General features: G+C 71.7%; 16 protein-coding genes. 8 read left to right on the top strand and 8 right to left on the bottom strand.

Annotated elements, in window-relative coordinates; genetic code table 11:
- Positions 1-83: 83 nt before the first annotated feature.
- The 4 genes from PGH47_RS05060 to PGH47_RS05045 all read right to left on the bottom strand — a co-directional run bounded on the left by PGH47_RS05060 (position 84) and on the right by PGH47_RS05045 (position 3,575).
- Entirely contained in the window at positions 84-815 is a 732-nt protein-coding gene (locus PGH47_RS05060; RefSeq protein WP_271662429.1) for an HAD family hydrolase, read from the bottom strand.
- Positions 816-948: 133 nt separating this feature from the next.
- On the bottom strand, positions 949-1,620 hold the full coding sequence (locus PGH47_RS05055) for a phosphatase PAP2 family protein (RefSeq protein ID WP_271662428.1): 672 nt from the start codon (positions 1,618-1,620) through the stop codon (positions 949-951).
- Between the two features lie 302 nt (positions 1,621-1,922).
- On the bottom strand, positions 1,923-2,858 hold the full coding sequence (locus PGH47_RS05050) for a M56 family metallopeptidase (protein WP_271662427.1): 936 nt from the start codon (positions 2,856-2,858) through the stop codon (positions 1,923-1,925).
- A 183-nt stretch (positions 2,859-3,041) separates the two neighbouring features.
- Complete coding sequence (locus PGH47_RS05045) at positions 3,042-3,575, bottom strand: DUF5134 domain-containing protein (RefSeq protein WP_271662426.1); 534 nt, start codon at positions 3,573-3,575, stop codon at positions 3,042-3,044.
- A 175-nt stretch (positions 3,576-3,750) separates the two neighbouring features.
- Here PGH47_RS05045 and PGH47_RS05040 point away from each other — a divergent pair, with 175 nt between their 5' ends.
- Both PGH47_RS05040 and PGH47_RS05035 read left to right on the top strand, forming a co-directional pair.
- A complete protein-coding gene (locus PGH47_RS05040) occupies positions 3,751-5,193 on the top strand; it encodes an FUSC family protein (RefSeq protein WP_271662425.1) in 1,443 nt (480 codons plus the stop codon).
- Positions 5,190-5,726 carry a MarR family winged helix-turn-helix transcriptional regulator gene (locus tag PGH47_RS05035; RefSeq protein ID WP_030954181.1) on the top strand — a complete coding sequence of 179 codons (537 nt, stop codon included), beginning with the start codon at positions 5,190-5,192 and terminating at the stop codon, positions 5,724-5,726. The genes PGH47_RS05040 and PGH47_RS05035 overlap by 4 nt, the downstream gene beginning before the upstream one ends.
- An 8-nt stretch (positions 5,727-5,734) precedes the next feature.
- On the opposite strand, the gene PGH47_RS05030 is transcribed toward PGH47_RS05035, so the two are convergent.
- The gene (locus PGH47_RS05030; protein ID WP_271662424.1) at positions 5,735-6,499 is read right to left on the bottom strand and encodes a VOC family protein; all 765 of its coding nucleotides are present in this window, start codon (positions 6,497-6,499) and stop codon (positions 5,735-5,737) included.
- Between the two features lie 106 nt (positions 6,500-6,605).
- On the bottom strand, positions 6,606-6,998 hold the full coding sequence (locus tag PGH47_RS05025) for a VOC family protein (protein WP_126897126.1): 393 nt from the start codon (positions 6,996-6,998) through the stop codon (positions 6,606-6,608).
- Between the two features lie 71 nt (positions 6,999-7,069).
- On the opposite strand from PGH47_RS05025, the gene PGH47_RS05020 reads away from it, so the two are divergent.
- Positions 7,070-7,621 (top strand): GNAT family N-acetyltransferase, encoded by a 552-nt coding sequence (locus PGH47_RS05020; protein ID WP_271662423.1) that lies wholly within the window; start codon positions 7,070-7,072, stop codon positions 7,619-7,621.
- A 3-nt stretch (positions 7,622-7,624) separates the two neighbouring features.
- Here PGH47_RS05020 and PGH47_RS05015 read toward each other — a convergent pair whose 3' ends face one another.
- The gene (locus PGH47_RS05015; RefSeq protein WP_107911723.1) at positions 7,625-8,308 is read right to left on the bottom strand and encodes a glycerophosphodiester phosphodiesterase; all 684 of its coding nucleotides are present in this window, start codon (positions 8,306-8,308) and stop codon (positions 7,625-7,627) included.
- A gap of 391 nt (positions 8,309-8,699) precedes the next feature.
- Between PGH47_RS05015 and PGH47_RS05010 the strand changes: the two genes are divergently transcribed.
- Genes PGH47_RS05010 through PGH47_RS05000 form a run of 3 tightly spaced genes read left to right on the top strand, consistent with a single transcriptional unit; the run spans position 8,700 to position 11,958 of the window.
- Entirely contained in the window at positions 8,700-10,097 is a 1,398-nt protein-coding gene (locus PGH47_RS05010) for a DUF6421 family protein (protein ID WP_271662422.1), read from the top strand.
- 44 nt (positions 10,098-10,141) lie between these two features.
- Positions 10,142-10,891 (top strand): SDR family oxidoreductase, encoded by a 750-nt coding sequence (locus PGH47_RS05005; protein WP_271667986.1) that lies wholly within the window; start codon positions 10,142-10,144, stop codon positions 10,889-10,891.
- The gene (locus tag PGH47_RS05000) at positions 10,888-11,958 is read left to right on the top strand and encodes a threonine aldolase family protein (protein ID WP_234765477.1); all 1,071 of its coding nucleotides are present in this window, start codon (positions 10,888-10,890) and stop codon (positions 11,956-11,958) included. Before PGH47_RS05005 ends, PGH47_RS05000 begins: the two co-directional genes overlap by 4 nt.
- A 13-nt stretch (positions 11,959-11,971) precedes the next feature.
- Here the strand turns inward: PGH47_RS05000 and PGH47_RS04995 are convergent, their stop codons facing one another.
- Positions 11,972-13,336 (bottom strand): hypothetical protein, encoded by a 1,365-nt coding sequence (locus PGH47_RS04995; RefSeq protein ID WP_271662421.1) that lies wholly within the window; start codon positions 13,334-13,336, stop codon positions 11,972-11,974.
- Between the two features lie 206 nt (positions 13,337-13,542).
- Between PGH47_RS04995 and PGH47_RS04990 the strand changes: the two genes are divergently transcribed.
- Positions 13,543-14,115 (top strand): transglutaminase domain-containing protein, encoded by a 573-nt coding sequence (locus PGH47_RS04990; protein WP_271662420.1) that lies wholly within the window; start codon positions 13,543-13,545, stop codon positions 14,113-14,115.
- A 20-nt stretch (positions 14,116-14,135) separates the two neighbouring features.
- Positions 14,136-14,837, top strand: a complete 702-nt coding sequence (locus PGH47_RS04985) for a B3/B4 domain-containing protein (RefSeq protein WP_271662419.1) — start codon at positions 14,136-14,138, stop codon at positions 14,835-14,837.
- The last annotated feature ends 2 nt before the right edge of the window (positions 14,838-14,839 follow it).

Raw genomic sequence — 14,839 nt, 5'->3', positions numbered from 1 at the left:
GGGGTTGCTGTCTGCCCCGGGCGACGCGGGGGATCGTCCGGGGCGGGCTCAGCCCGGGGTGATGGTCGCCGGAGGCTACTTGTTCAGTGGCGGTTCTGCGGATCGACGCCGTTCGCCCGCACCCCGGCTCGCACCAGATCCAGCACCGGCCGCAGCCCGTCCGGCCGCTCGGCAGCCGGCAGATGATCCACGAAGTGCACCGCGCAGCCCAGCGCCGCCGCGCCGCCGTCGGCCCGCCGGTCGTCGCCGACCATGACGACGTCGCGCGGATCCACGTCGAGCGTCGCGCAGGCCGTCCGGAACAGTCGGGGGTCGGGCTTCTGGACGCCGTGCTCGTACGACAGCACGTAGGTGTCCACGAAGGGGTCCAGGCCGTGCTCGCGGAACACCGGGCGGATGTCCCAGCCGATGTTGCTGACCACGCCCACCCCGATGCCGCGCTCACGCAGCGCCCGCAGCACCTCGGGGGTGTCGGGATACGGCACCCAGGCGGCCGGGGACATGTGGCGGTCGTACAGCAGGTCGTGCAGCCGGTCATCGGGGAGCGGCACATGCCGGGAGAGTCCGGTGTAGGCCGCGCGGTGCAGTTCCGCGCTCTTGTCGCGCACTCCCCAGACGCTCGCGACGTCCTCGGGCAGGTAGGAGGGACCGCTGCCGCCCGGCAGCGCCCCCATCGTCTCCAGCGCCTGCGCCGCATCGGCCAACTCGGCCTCGGCGAGCTCCACTCCTGCCTCGGCGATCACTCCCTGCAGCCAGGACTCGGTGGACTCGACACGGAAGAGGGTTCCGGAGAAATCGAACAAAACTGCGGTCATGATGGGATCCTACGGGGCCGTGCACCGGCCGCGCGGGAAGATCGACGCCCCCGGCGCAACGCGCCGCCGGTGCACGCGTGACACCTCCGGTGTGTGTCCGACGCCTATGGCGCACCGTGTCGCCGGTGCGCGCTCAGCCCCGCCTGTGGGTGTGCACCCGTACCGCCACGGCCACGACCAACGCGCCCAGGAGCCAGCCGCCGACGACGTCCGTGGCCCAGTGGACGCCGAGCCAGATCCGGGTCAGGCCGACGCCGGCCACGGAGATCACGCCCACGGCGACGGCCGTACGCCACAGGGTGCCGCGGACGCCGTACCGGTGCAGGAGCCACAGCAGGAGGCCGCAGACGACCGTCGCCGTCATGGCGTGGCCGGAGGGGTAGGCGGCGTAGTGGGCGGAGTCGACAGGGTCCGGCCAGACCGGGCGGGGGCGGTCGACCACGGCCTTCAGGAACTGCTGGAACAGTGTGGCGAGCAGACATGTGGCCAGCAGCCATAGCGCCGTCCAGCGGGCGGCTCTGCGCCACACGAGCCAGATCGCGACCGCGAAGGTCAGTATGCGCATCGTCCATGGATCCCAGACCCAGTCCGTCAGGATGCGGAACGCCTGGGTGACGCCGGGCTCGTCCACCGCCCAGCGGTGCGTGGTGTCCGCGATGTCGTTGTCCACGGTCATCAGCGGGTACCAGCGCACGGCGACCAGGGCGAGCAGCAGCGCCGAGCACAGCGCCAGGGCACCGGCCCAGCGGGAGGTGCTGCGCTCGGCCGGTGGGCGGGGCGGGGACTCGACGGACTGGGTGTGCATACTGCGATCCTCGCCGACCGATGGGGCCGGAGGCCAATGCCGGGGGCGGGTTTGCGTCGCCCGCCACAGGAGAACCGGGCCGTGGCCCGGAGCAACATCGGCTGACGGGTACCCGGCGGGGAGCGGGCTATCCCGAGGAGGGCGCGGGCAGCCGCCTCCTGTGCTTGCGTCCCGGGACGGGGCAGTCCCCGGTGCCGGTGCCGGTGCCGGTGCCGGTGCCGGTGCCCGGGCAGGGGCTGCGGCAGCCGCCCCGTGCGGGTGTTCCGGCACGACGGCGCCCGCCGTGCCGCCCACCGCCTCGGCTACCCCAGCGCCCGCAGCCCCGGTACGACCGCCACGATCACCGGCACCGCCGGGACGAGGGCGGCCGCTGCCGTCAGGCGCAGGCGTCGGCCCGCCGTGAGGCGGTCCGGGGGAGTGAGCAGCCGGTTCACGCGCTGCGGCACCTGCGTGTGCGCGGTCGGGCAGGGGCCGAACACGCCCCGGTCCTCGTTGAGTTCGACCAGGGCGAGGGCGGTGGTCAGCCGGCCGAACCGGCGGGAGGCCATGTCGTCGGCGGCGAGTTCGACCAGACGGTGCATCTCGTCGCGGAACGCGGCGAACACCGGCACCTGCGGAAACCCGCCTGCCAGCGCCCCCGAACAGTGCAGCAGCCAGTCGTGCCGGGCCTGCGCGTGGCCCTGCTCGTGGGCCAGTACGGCGTCCAGCTGCCGTCCCTTGAGACGGCGCAGCGCGGCCGTCGTGATGACGAGTCGCGGCGCCGTGCCGGGCAGCCACCAGGCATCCGGCCGCTCGCCCTCCAGGATCACCAGACGGTCGTTCCCGGTCTCCTCACCCGGCAACAGCGGTGCACGCACGAGGAGTTCGACCCTGCGCTGCCGGCGCCTGGCACGCGCGCGCGACACCTCGCGCGCCAGCATGGCCCCGGTCCACAGCCCGCCGCACGCTAGCGTCACCGCGGTCGTCGCCGCCCAGGAACCGCCTACTCCGAGCGCGTACGCCTCGACGACGGCACTCGGCGCCGGCGCGAAGACATGACCACGCACCGCCTGCCACGCGGCCGCCGCGCTGAGCGTCATCGACAGTGCGCAGCACAGCAGTACGGCCGCGACCACGCACTGCCACACCCACAGCGCGACCACCGGTTCTCGGTCCGGCCAGTCCGCCCGCGCGAGCAGCCGCGGGGCGAGGACGGCGGTCAGGGCGCCGAGCAGCAACAGTGCCGCGGGGACCATCATGGGAAGCACCCTATGAGCGCCGAATCGCTCAGGGGTACGGACACCCGCGCCAAAGTGACGCAGACCACGGACAAGTACGGTCCGAGCCCCCGTGTCAAAGAGTCGGCCATGTCAAAGAGCCGGCCGTGTCGAAGAGTCGGCGCCACGGGCGTTCATAGCCCCGTCCCCTGGCGCGATCCCGTGTCACAGCGTCAGCAGCATCGCCACCATCGCGATCCCCATCGACAGCCGGCAGGCCCGCGCCAGCTCCGGTCGGTCGCCCCACCCGGCGCCCCCGCCGGCGCCGGCGGCGACCGGCACCAGCCGGATCCCGGAGAGCAGCACATAGCCCGTGAAGTACACGAGCAGCACGCCCGTCACGTACGGCACGCCTGAACCGCCGTGGTGGCCCGGCGACACCGCCATCGCGATCGCCATGTAGACCATCGCCGAGGCCCCCACCATGTGGTGCAGATGGTGCCCGCCGGCCCGGGCGGACCACAGGGCGTGCAGGGCGGCCGCGCCGAACACGGCGGCGTAGGCGGGCCAGGCCCACGACGGCGGTGTGAACACCGCGGCGGGTACCGCCATCGCGGCCATGCCGAACCCCATCAGTGCCTCGCCGCCCGCGGTGCGGCGCTGTTCCTCGACGTGACTGCGCATCCGCAGCAGGCAGTAGACCCCGGTCGCCGCACACAGCGCGACCAGCAGCCAGCCGGGCGAAGCCGGTCCGTGCACGCGCACCTCCCCGCTCGACGGTGTCGGACAGTGCGTCGATGCCCCGGCCGTGCGGCGCGCACGCAAGCGCAAGGGTGTACGCGGGGAGCATTCGACGGAGCGCGGCAGGTCACACCATGGGCCCGCTCGGCGTCCGATGTGCTTTACGAGTAAAACACTTGCTAAGGTGATGGTCATGAGCAGTCGTCTCCCGCTCGCCGGAGTGCTGCGCCTCGGCCGGCCCTCCGACATCTGGTTCAAGCCCGCCCTGAGCGTGGTAGCCGCCGTCGCCCCGCCCAACCTCGCCCTCCTCGTGCTGGGCCGCCTGGACCTGGCCATGTACACGATGGCCGGGTCGCTCTGCGCGCTCTACGCCCACAACCGTCCCTACGCCGCCCGGGCCCGTGCCCTGGCATGGGTGATCCTCGGCATGCTCGGCGGTCTCGCGACCGCCCTGCTCACGGCCTCCCTGACGCGCAGCGCCCTCGTCCTGGTCGCTGTCGGCGCGGTGCTGGCGGCCGTGCAGAAGGTGTTGTGCGACGCGACCCGCGTCGGCCCGCCCGGCAACGTCGTCCTCACCTTCATCAGCTCCGCCGCCCTGTTCGTCCCGCAGTCACCGGACCGGATCCCGGTCCACCTCGGGCTGGCCGCGGCGGCCGGCGCCTGGGCATGGCTCGTCGGCATGGCCCCCGGTCTCCTGCGCCCGCACGGCCCCGAGCGCCGGGCCACCGCGGCAGCCCTGAACGCCGCCGCGGCGCACGCCGAGGCCCATGGCACCGGACAGGACACCACCGCGACCCACACCGCCACCGTCACCGCCGTACAGGCCGCCCGGCAGGCACTGCGCTCCACGGACGCCACCCCGTCCTCCACCGCCCCCGAGACCCACCGCGCCCTCGAACGGCTCATGGTCCGTGCCGAGGTCGCCCTCGCCGCGCCCTCCGACGCCGACCCCGCGCCACTGCGCGACTGGGCCCGCCAGGTGCGCGGCAACCGGCCCGTGCCCGAGGTCCCGCACCTCACCGGCGTCGACTCCGAACTCGCCCCGCGCCCCGGCCCGTTGTGGCACCGCGTGCGCCCCCTGGCCCCGCTTGCCCTGCGCACCGCCCTCGGCTGCGCCCTCGCCGGCTACGCCTCCCTGGCCCTCGGCATCGGCCGCCCCTACTGGGCCCTGGTCACCGCCGCGTCCCTGTACCAGGCCGACCTCGCCCTCACCTGGGGCCGCGGCGTCCAGCGCGTCGTCGGCAACCTCCTCGGCGTCCTCTTCTTCGCCGCGCTGGTGCCCCTCGCCCACACCGGCGAGGTCGCCCTGGTCCTGTGCTGTCTCGCCCTCAACTTCGGCGCCGAGGCGCTCATCGGCCGCAACTACTGGCTCGGCAGCGTCTGCGTGACCCCGATGGCGCTCCTGATCACCGAGTTCGGCGGGTTCCAGCAGCCCGGCCCGCTGATCGCCGAGCGGGTCGTGGACACCCTGGTCGGCGCGCTCGTCGGACTCGCCGCCGCCGTCGTGGTGCCGCACCGGAAGCGGGTCGTGCGTGCCGAGCGCGCCGGACCACGTACGCTCGCCGCTACGGGTAGTAGCCGAGGACGGCACCCGGACCAGCGCACGGGCAACACGACGGAGGGCGTACGGCCATGACGGCGACCAGCGGCGGGCCGACCGGGACGAGACGCGACACGGTGGCCGCCGTGGTCCGGCAGTGGCAGAGCGTCCACCCCGACCTCGACACCGCGCCCATGGAGATCATCGGCCGGATCAACCGCTGCGCCGCCCTCCTCCAGCAGGCCGAGGACGCCCCCCTGCGCCGCGCGGGCCTCAGCCGCCCCGAGTTCGACCTGCTCGGCGCGCTGCGCCGCACCGGCCACGAACTGACGCCCAGCGAACTCGCCCGCGAGACCTTCTCCTCGGGCGCCGCCGTCACCAAGCGCCTCAAGCAGCTGACCGAACGGGGCCTGGTCGAGCGCCGCGGCGACACCCGCGACCGGCGCGTGGCCCACCTCCGCCTCACCGACGAGGGCCGGGATCTCGTCGACGGCGTCCTGCCGGAGCAACTCGCCTACGAGACCTCCGTACTGTCCGAGCTGGACTCCGAGGGACGCGGCGAACTCGCCTCCTTGCTGGGCGAGTTGCTCGGCCGGCTGGAGGGCCGACTGGGCGCGTTGCGTGCCTGAACCGGGTATCAGGGCTGCGGCGGCTCGTGGTAGACACCGAACACCGCGCCTTGCGGGTCCCGCAGCATGGCCAGGCCCCGCCCGTTGGGCATCGACGTCGGCTCCATGAGCACCGTGCCGCCCGCCCGCGCCGCGTCCTCGGCCGTCGCCCCGACGTCCACCACGGCGAAGTACGGCAGCCAGTGCGCCGGCACCTCGTGCGGGAACCTGTCGTCCATGTCCATCATTCCGCCGAAGTCGTCACCGGCGATGCCCCACTGCGTGTAGTGCTCCGAGGCGTTCACGGTCCAGCCGAACACCGTCGTGTAGAACTCGACGGCCCGCTCGGGCGCCCGCGTCATCAGCTCCACCCAGCCCAGCGCGCCGGGCGCGTTGAGGAGCCCCGCACCGGGGAAGGACCGCGCCTGCCACAGCTGGAACACCGCTCCCGTGGGGTCCACGGCCACCGCGAAGCGGCCCACCTCGAACACGTCCATCGGGCCCACCAGCACCGTGCCGCCTGCCTGCGTGACCTGCTCGGCGGCCGCGTCGGCGTCCGGCACCGCGAACGACACGTTCCACGCCACCGGCTGCCCCTCCTGGTACAGCGGGGTCAGCGCGGCCACCGCCGCGTCCCCGAGATGCGCCACCGTGTAGCCGCCCGCCTCCTGACGGGGATCGGTCTCGGCCCGCCAGCCGAACAGCCCCTCGTAGAACTGCTTGGCCCCGGCCAGATCACTCGTGCCGAGCTCGGTCCAGCAGGGCCCGCCGGTCACCGGCTTGTCGAGTTTCATGGCGTTCCTCCCGCGACGAAGACCCCCTCCAGCACGCTAAGCCCCGCCCCGGACCCCGGCCATCCGGCGACAACGGACCCGCACCGGCAGGCCCTGGAGCCCCGCCCTAGATTCCGGGGCGGTAGCGGATCGGATGGTCCGCCGGTACCTCCACCAGCACGATCGGCGTCCCGTCCGGGTCCGCGATCCACATCTCGATCAGCCCCCAGGGCTCCTTCACCGGAGGCCGTACGATCCCGACGCCCTTCGCCACCAGCTCCTCGTGCGCGGCGGCCACGTCCGGGACCTGCATCCACAGCCGGACTGCCGGGGACGGCGGCGTCTCGGAGCGTCCGGAGACCTCCAGGAAGCCGCCGCCGAGGAAGTAGACGGTGCCGCGCTCGGGGCCGGTGCCGAACTCGCGGTAGACGGCGAGGCCGAGCTGCTCGCCGTAGAAGACACGGGACCGTTCGGGATCGGTGGGCCGCAGCAGGGTCCGGCCGCTCAGTACGTGCACCATGCAGCGGGAGCCTAGCGGCGCGTTAGGCTCAGCGGTGCCCGAGCCGCGCCCGTGAAGGGGAGAACCGCACCATGGACACCGCCGCGCCCGACGCCTCCGCCGGACTCGTCTTCCGCGAAGCCACCGACACCGACGTCGACACGCTGGTCGTGCTGATCGAGTCCGCCTACCGCGGGGACTCCAGCCGGGCCGGGTGGACCACCGAGGCGGACATCCTCGAAGGCCAGCGGACCGACCCGGAGGGCGTGCTGGCGGTCATCAAGTCGCCCGACAGCAGGCTGCTGACCGTCGAGCGGGACGGGCGGGTCGTCGCCTGCTGCCAGCTCGAACACCGAGGAACCCACGCCTACTTCGGGATGTTCGCCGTCAGCCCGGCACTCCAGGGCGCCGGCCTCGGCAAGGTGATCATCGCGGAGGCGGAGCGGCAGGCCCGCGAGACCTGGGGCGCCACCGAGATGCACATGACCGTGATCTCCGTACGCGACGACCTGATCGCCTGGTACGAGCGGCGCGGCTACCGCCGTACGGGCCGGATGACCCCGTTCCCGTACGGCGACGAGCGCTTCGGCATCCCGCAGCGCGCGGACCTCCAGTTCGAGCTGCTGGTCAAGGCGCTGGCGTGACGCTCACGCGGTGAAGCGGCCGGTGCGTTTGATCTCCGGATAGTCGGTCGTCGCGCCGTCCAGCTCCAGGGCCCGTACGAGACGCAGGTGGTCCTGGGTGTTCACCACCCAGCCGATGATCCGCAGGTCCGCCTTGCGGGCGCGCTCCACGACCTCCAGGGTGAGCCGGCGGATGTTCAGGCAGACCGTCGCGGCGCCGGCCGCCACGGCGCGGTCCACGATGTCGGTGCCGTAGCGGCTGGCGATCAGGGCGGTGCGTACCCCGGGCACCAGGCGGGCGATCTCGGCGACGGCCTCGTCGTGGAACGAGGACACCTCGACGCGCGGTGCCAGGTCCCGGTCCTTCATCACCTCGGCGAGCGCCCGGGCCGCGGCCACGTCCTTGATCTCGGCCTGGAGGGGTGACCTCACGGCCTCCAGGACCTCCTCGAAGACCGGTACGCGCTCGCCGCGGCCCGCGTCCAGGGCGCGCAGTTCGGCGAGGGTCTTGTCGGCGATCGGGCCGGTTCCGTCGGTCGTGCGGTCCACATCGGTGTCGTGCATGACGACGAGGGCGCCGTCCTTGCTGAGGTGGAGGTCCAGTTCGATGACATCGAGGCCGGCCTGCTGGGCGGCGACGAAGGAACGGAGGGTGTTCTCGGGTTCGACACCCATGACTCCGCGGTGACCGATGGTAAGGAAGTTCAAGGTTCAACTCGCTTCCGTCGACGGCGGCGGGGGAGCTCGCGCGAACCGGAGCGGACTGTTCGCGTGGGCCGAGCCGCAGCCTAGTGGCCTGTGCGCGTGATGAACCCCACGTGTACGCAGGGTTTGCGGCCGGGGGCATGCCGTGCCTGGTTCGCACCCCTATGGGCAGTCACCCTGGCGTGGGCGAGTCCTCCGGGGATTGACCGGATCTCGTGGGTGGACTCCGCGTATGCCCGCTGGAGGCACCTCTAATCGCCGACGAGACATCCAACAGGAAAAAGTTCGGTGACCTTGGGTGTGCGCAGGATAATTTCCCGGGCTTCCTCTTGCTGGGAGGAACCCCGTATGCATACGGTGTGCTTACGCGAGGTTCTCCCGTGGAGGATGGGACATGACGGAAATTCTTGTGCAGGCGGCTTCGGAGGAGCAGGTTCCTCCCATGACCAGGGTGGTTGAGCACCCGGCGTGGCCGGTGCTCAAGGATGCCGTGGAGCTGATCCGGCCATGGCAGTCCAAGGACGGGTCGATCGACTTCGAGGCCGAGGGCGCGCCCGCGCGGTCCGACGCCGAGGCGGCCGTACGGCGTGTCGTGACGGCCGTCGAGGAGCTGAGCCCGCTGCTGCCGCACGACGCGGCCTACCACGCGGCCCTCGTGAAGGATCTCGGCCGCTGGGCCGAGGGCGGCTTCGAGGTGCCCGACTTCCTCGACTCGCTGCTGGCCTTCCAGCCCGCCGCGAGCCGCGCGGACGGCCTCCAGCACCTGGTCGTCTTCGCGATGTACACGCAGAACGGCAACCCCGACCGCAACCTCGAGGCGGTCGTCCTGCGCATGGTCTGGCCGGACTGGCTGGCCGAGCTGGAGCGCACCCGCTACGACAACCCGCTGTTCTGCGGCATCAAGTTCGAGGACTTCACGGCCGGGTACGACACCAACTCCGCTGTCCTCTTCCCGGAGACGATCGCCGTGCGCGAGGCGCCCGAGCGCTTCAGCTGGGGCGGCATCTTCTGCGACCGTGAGGCCGCCCGCTTCCGCCGCGTCACCGACGCCGCCGTCGACATCCTCGGCCTCGACCTGCCCGAGGACATCGCCGCGATGGTCCACGACCAGCGGCGCACCGAAGAGGCGTTCGTCCTGTGGGACATGGTCCACGACCGCACCCACAGCCACGGTGACCTGCCGTTCGACCCGTTCATGATCAAGCAGCGCCAGCCGTTCTGGATGTACGGCCTGGAGGAGCTGCGCTGTGACCTCACCGCCTTCAAGGAGGCCGTGAAGCTGCAGGCCGACGGCGTCCCGCAGGCCCGTGACGTGCAGTACGCCGTGCTGTTCGACCGTATGTTCCGCTTCCCGGTCACCGGCGAGCGCGTGCGCAACTACGACGGCCTCGGCGGCCAGCTGCTCTTCGCCTACCTGCACAAGCACGATGTCGTCCGCTGGACCGACAACAAGCTGCACATCGACTGGGACCGCGCCCCGCAGGTCACCAACCAGCTGTGCGCCGACATCGAGAAGCTCTACCGCGACGGCATCGACCGCCCGAAGCTCGTGCACTGGTTCGCCGGCTACGAGCTCGTCTCCACCTACCTCTCCCCGCACCCGGGGTCCCGCTGGGCAAAGGGTCCGGACGCCCTGGACCTGACCCAGCCGCCGCGCAAGCTCGTCGATGACGTGCTTCCGGACGAGTTTCCGCTGAGCATGTTCTATGAGGCCCTCTCCAAGAAGCTGAAGAACGTGATCGCCTCCACCAAGGGCATCACGGCGGAGAGCGCCGAGCGAGTCGCCGCGTGAGCGACAGCGGCACCGAGAACACGGCTCAGCAGGAGGCGAAGAAGATGGCGGGGAACGGAGCTCTCAGCGGTGCGGTGATCGCGGTGGCCGGCGCGGGCGGACCCGCCGGCCGGGCGGCACTGCGGCGACTCGCGGAAGCGGGCGCCACCGTGGTCGGCGCGGACAACGACCCCGAGCGACTGGCGGAGGCAGTGGACGCGGCGCGTTACGCCTCCGGCGGCGCGGCGGTCACCGGCGAGACGGTCGACCTGCTCGACCTGGATTCCACCCGTGACTGGGCACTGCGCACCGAGAAGGAGTTCGGCCGCGTCGACGGCCTGGTCCATCTCGTCGGCGGCTGGCGCGGCAGCGAGACCTTCATCAAGACCAGCCTCGACGACTGGGACTTCCTGGAGCTGCTGCTCATCCGCACCGTGCAGCACACCTCGCTCGCCTTCTTCGAGCCCCTCCAGCGCAGCGAGCGCGGCCGGTATCTGCTGATCAGCGCCGCCGGCGCCTCGAAGCCGACCGCCGGGAACGCCTCGTACGCCGCCGCCAAGGCCGCCGCCGAGGCGTGGACGCTCGCGCTGGCCGACGCCTTCCGCAAGGCCGGGGGCGCCGAGGACCTGACGTCCGCGGCTGCCATCCTGGTGGTGAAGGCGCTGGTGCACGACGCGATGCGCGCCGACCGCCCCAACGCGAAGTTCGCGGGCTTCACGGACGTCAGGGACCTGGCCGAGGCCGTCGTCGGCGTCTGGGACAAGTCCGCCGCCGAAGTGAACGGAAACCGCCTGTGGCTGACCGAGAAGCCGTGAACCCTCCGAAGACCGACGCCCGGCGTCACCACGACCCGGACGTCCGCGGCTTCGCCAGTGACAACTACGCCGGCGCCCACCCGGAGGTGCTCGCCGCCCTGGCCCTGGCCAACGGCGGGCACCAGGTGGCGTACGGCGAGGACGACTACACCGAGAACCTCCAGCGGATCGTGCGCAGCCACTTCGGCGCCACCGCCGAGGCGTTCCCGGTGTTCAACGGCACCGGCGCCAACGTCGTCGCGCTCCAGGCGGTCACCGACCGCTGGGGCGCGGTGATCTGCGCCGAGAGCGCGCACATCCACGTCGACGAGGGCGGCGCCCCGGAGCGCATGGGCGGCCTCAAGCTGCTCACCGTGCCCACCCCCGACGGCAAGCTCACCCCCGAGCTGATCGACCGGCAGGCGTACGGCTGGGACGACGAGCACCGGGCGATGCCCCAGGTCGTCTCGATCACCCAGAGCACCGAGCTGGGCACCCTCTACACCCCGGACGAGATCCGCGCGATCTGCGACCACGCCCATGCGCACGGCATGAAGGTGCACCTGGACGGCTCCCGGATAGCCAACGCCGCCGCCTCGCTGAACGTCCCCATGCGGACGTTCACCAACGCGGTCGGCGTCGACATCCTTTCCCTCGGCGGCACCAAGAACGGCGCCCTGTTCGGTGAGGCGGTCGTCGTCCTCAACCAGGACGCCGTCAGCCACATGAAGCACCTGCGCAAGCTGTCCATGCAGCTCGCCTCCAAGATGCGCTTCGTGTCGGTGCAGTTGGAGGCCCTGCTCGCCAAGGACCTGTGGCTGCGCAACGCCCGGCACGCCAACGAGATGGCCCAGCGCCTCGCTGAGGGCGTGCGCGCCGTGCACGGTGTGGAGATCCTCTACCCGGTGCAGGCCAACGGTGTGTTCGCCAAGCTTCCCCATGACGTGAGCGAGCGCCTGCAGAAGCGGTTCCGCTTCTACTTCTGGGACGAGGCGGCCGGCGTCGTGCGCTGGATGTGCGCGTTCGACACGACCGAGGACGACGTGGACGCGTTCGTGGCGGCGCTCAAGGAGGAGATGGCGCGCTAGCGCCCGTCGCCCGTCAGTTGACCACGATCTGCGCGCGGTTGTTGCGCAGGTTCGGGTCGAACTTGCTGACGGGCAGCTCCGCTTCGTCGTCGAGGATCTCGACGGTGGTGCGCGCGCCGCGCACCACCTCGTCGATCCTCAACTGCACCTCCACCTTGTGGGACGCCCCGTCGCGCAGGTAGATCGGCGTCCAGCAGGAGTACGTCGTCACGGGCTCCCCCTCCTCGGACGGCGGCAGTGACGTGCACTCATCATCCGGCAGACCCACGATGGTCGTGCCCTCGGGTGCCTGGAACCGCACCACCGCCACGGGCGAGCCCGCACCCAGCGACGCCACCCATGCCGGGCCCCGGTTCTGCACGGTGACGGAGGCGGTCACGGTGTCGCCGGCCGCCCCGCGCACCCTGCTGCCGGTGAGCTTCAGATCGGCGGTGTTCCTGGCGTCGAGGATGACGGTCCGGTAGTTGTCCAGCAGATCGATGTCGTCGTCCCCGGCGGCGGCCGGTGCCGCCGCCGCGGGGCGCAGATCCAGCTCGGGCCCCGTTCCCGGGGTCCAGGTGTCCTCGCCGCGGGCCTCTTCCAGCGCCTGGTCCGAGTACGGCAGCACGGAGTGGTCGAACCGCTCGTACAGCGCCCTGCGCTCCACGCGCAGATCGGTCGTCAGCCCGTACCGCTCGCCCGGAGCCACCGCCTCGTCCAGCACGCAGAGCGCGGACTCGCCGGTCGGGTGCTGCCGGTACTCGCAGTTGGAGTACCGCTCCTTGAAGCGCAGTCCGTACGACGCGTTGACCCACAGCAGCGTCCGCTGCACGGTGCGGCTGCCGGTGTTGCCGACCGTCGCGCTCACCCGGGTGTTCGTGCCGGGCCTGAGGTCCCGCTGGTACTCGGCCTGGCTCAGACCGAGGTCCGGACCGTCGGCCAGGCTGACCCGGGTCTCCGCGGGGAACGACGTCAGCTCGCCGGCGCTCGCGGTGTAGCGCACGTACCCGGAGGCGGCGAGGTCCGCGTCCGGCAGGGCGGTCAGACCCAGCTCGGCCGCCGTCACGAGGTCCGTTCCCGCCGGCATCCCCGGGTAGTCGCAGACCGCCTTCACCGCGGACTCAGGCGCGCAGTTCGAGGGCCACGACACCCGCGCGAAGGAGGCGACCTCGCTCGCGTCCACGGTCAGCCGGCCGGGCCCGACCTCGTTCTCGGTGTTGTCGTGGCCGACGCGCACCGTGAGCGAGCGCTCGGCCGTGCCGCTCGGGCCGTGCACCGGGAGCACCGACTCCGACGGTACGTCGATCCACAGCTGGTCGGAGTCGGCGTACACGGGCCCGGCCCCGACCGCGGCAAGGGCGCAGCCGGCGAGCGCGGCTCCGAGCAGACGATGCTTCATGGATTCCCCCTGGTCGATGAGAACGCCGACGAACTCGTCGGTGACCGGTGACCGGTCGCTGACGCAGACCGGCGGTGCGGGGGAGGGGTTGTAACAAGGCGCAAGGGTTGCGGCGATGGTCGGCCGTTCTGCCGCGACTGCATAGATATGCGTATAGCCGCAATTAAATTGACGCTCGACTCGACTGCCGCCTACTCTCTCCTCTCATGCAGATGATCCAGGAAACCGCAGATCTCTCCGCCTACTTGGCCGCCGACGAGGTGATCGACCATCATCATCCGCTCGTGCGTGAGACGGCTGCCGGGCTCGCCGCCGGGGTGGCCAACTCGTATGAATATGCGCGAGCGGCTTTCGAGTTCGTCCGCGACACCATTCCGCACTCGCAGGACTCCGGCGACCTCCGGGTCACCTGGCGCGCCTCCGACGTCCTGGAGCAGGGGACCGGCATCTGCTACGCCAAGGCCCACGCGCTCGCCGCGCTGCTGCGGGCCGAGGACATCCCGACGGCGCTGTGCTATCAGAAGTTCGAGGTGCTGCACGGCCTGGTCGCCGTGCGGTTCAACGGGGCCTGGCATCGGCAGGACCCTCGGGGCAACAAGCCGGGCGTGGACGCGCAGTTCTCGCTCGACGGGGAGCGGCTGGCCTTCGTGACCGACCCCGAGTTCAATGAGCTGGACTATCCAGTCCTGTATGCTGCACCGCATCCGGTGGTTCTCGATGTCCTCAAGGCCGCCCCCGACCGGCCGCACCTGTGGCGGACACTCCCCACCGCACTCTGATCCCCGGGAGAAGGCGGACGATGACCCTCACGCTGACCGTGTCCGACGAGGTGCGCGCGCTCGTGCCCGGCTTCACGCACATCGCCGTCGAGGCGCACGGGCTGGTCAACGGCCCGAGCACGGAGGCCAGTTCCGCGCTCCTCGACGACGCGACCCGCCGCCTGGCCGTACGTCTGGCCGGGCGCGCACCGCACGAAGACCCGCACATGGCGGCCTGGCGGGAGGCGTACACGGCGTTCGGGTCGAAGCCCTCGCGCACCCGCAACTCGGCGGAGGCACTGGCCAAGCGGGCGCTGTCGGAGGCGGGCCTGCCCCGGATCAATCTCCTGGTGGACGTCTACAACGCCATCAGCGTCGCCCATCTCGTCCCCGTGGGCGGCGAGGACATCGACCGCATCGAGGGCGGTATGCGCCTGGTGCGCGCCACCGGCGAGGAGGACTTCGTCACCGTCGCGGGCGGGGAGCAGGTCATCGAGCACCCGGACGCGGGCGAGATCGTGTGGCGCGACGAAGCGGGCGTCACCTGCCGCCGCTGGAACTGGCGCCAGGGCCCGCGCACCCGTCTCACCGAGGAGACGGTGACCGGAATCTTCCTGCTGGAGAGCCTCACGCCGATGCCCGTCGCCGACGTCGAGACCGCGGCGGAGGAACTCGCCGACCTGCTGCAGAAGTTCAGCCCGGACGCACGGATCGAGGTCCGCCCGCCGTCGCAGGGCGCCTGACG

The sequence above is a fragment of the Streptomyces sp. HUAS 31 genome, assembly GCF_028198125.1.
Lineage (GTDB): Bacteria > Actinomycetota > Actinomycetes > Streptomycetales > Streptomycetaceae > Streptomyces > Streptomyces chartreusis.
This window is presented reverse-complemented; position numbering and strand designations above follow the sequence as displayed.

What these genes read in the sequence shown, in the direction of transcription:
- PGH47_RS04995 (WP_271662421.1), bottom strand. Translation starts at nt 13,336, where the DNA reads ATGAAGCATCGTCTGCTCGGAGCCGCGCTCGCCGGCTGCGCCCTTGCC.
- PGH47_RS04985 (WP_271662419.1), top strand. Translation starts at nt 14,136, where the DNA reads ATGACCCTCACGCTGACCGTGTCCGACGAGGTGCGCGCGCTCGTGCCC.
- PGH47_RS05010 (WP_271662422.1), top strand. Translation starts at nt 8,700, where the DNA reads ATGACGGAAATTCTTGTGCAGGCGGCTTCGGAGGAGCAGGTTCCTCCC.
- PGH47_RS05060 (WP_271662429.1), bottom strand. Translation starts at nt 815, where the DNA reads ATGACCGCAGTTTTGTTCGATTTCTCCGGAACCCTCTTCCGTGTCGAG.
- PGH47_RS05025 (WP_126897126.1), bottom strand. Translation starts at nt 6,998, where the DNA reads ATGGTGCACGTACTGAGCGGCCGGACCCTGCTGCGGCCCACCGATCCC.
- PGH47_RS05020 (WP_271662423.1), top strand. Translation starts at nt 7,070, where the DNA reads ATGGACACCGCCGCGCCCGACGCCTCCGCCGGACTCGTCTTCCGCGAA.
- PGH47_RS05005 (WP_271667986.1), top strand. Translation starts at nt 10,142, where the DNA reads ATGGCGGGGAACGGAGCTCTCAGCGGTGCGGTGATCGCGGTGGCCGGC.
- PGH47_RS05030 (WP_271662424.1), bottom strand. Translation starts at nt 6,499, where the DNA reads ATGAAACTCGACAAGCCGGTGACCGGCGGGCCCTGCTGGACCGAGCTC.
- PGH47_RS05040 (WP_271662425.1), top strand. Translation starts at nt 3,751, where the DNA reads ATGAGCAGTCGTCTCCCGCTCGCCGGAGTGCTGCGCCTCGGCCGGCCC.
- PGH47_RS05055 (WP_271662428.1), bottom strand. Translation starts at nt 1,620, where the DNA reads ATGCACACCCAGTCCGTCGAGTCCCCGCCCCGCCCACCGGCCGAGCGC.
- PGH47_RS05035 (WP_030954181.1), top strand. Translation starts at nt 5,190, where the DNA reads ATGACGGCGACCAGCGGCGGGCCGACCGGGACGAGACGCGACACGGTG.
- PGH47_RS04990 (WP_271662420.1), top strand. Translation starts at nt 13,543, where the DNA reads ATGCAGATGATCCAGGAAACCGCAGATCTCTCCGCCTACTTGGCCGCC.
- PGH47_RS05050 (WP_271662427.1), bottom strand. Translation starts at nt 2,858, where the DNA reads ATGATGGTCCCCGCGGCACTGTTGCTGCTCGGCGCCCTGACCGCCGTC.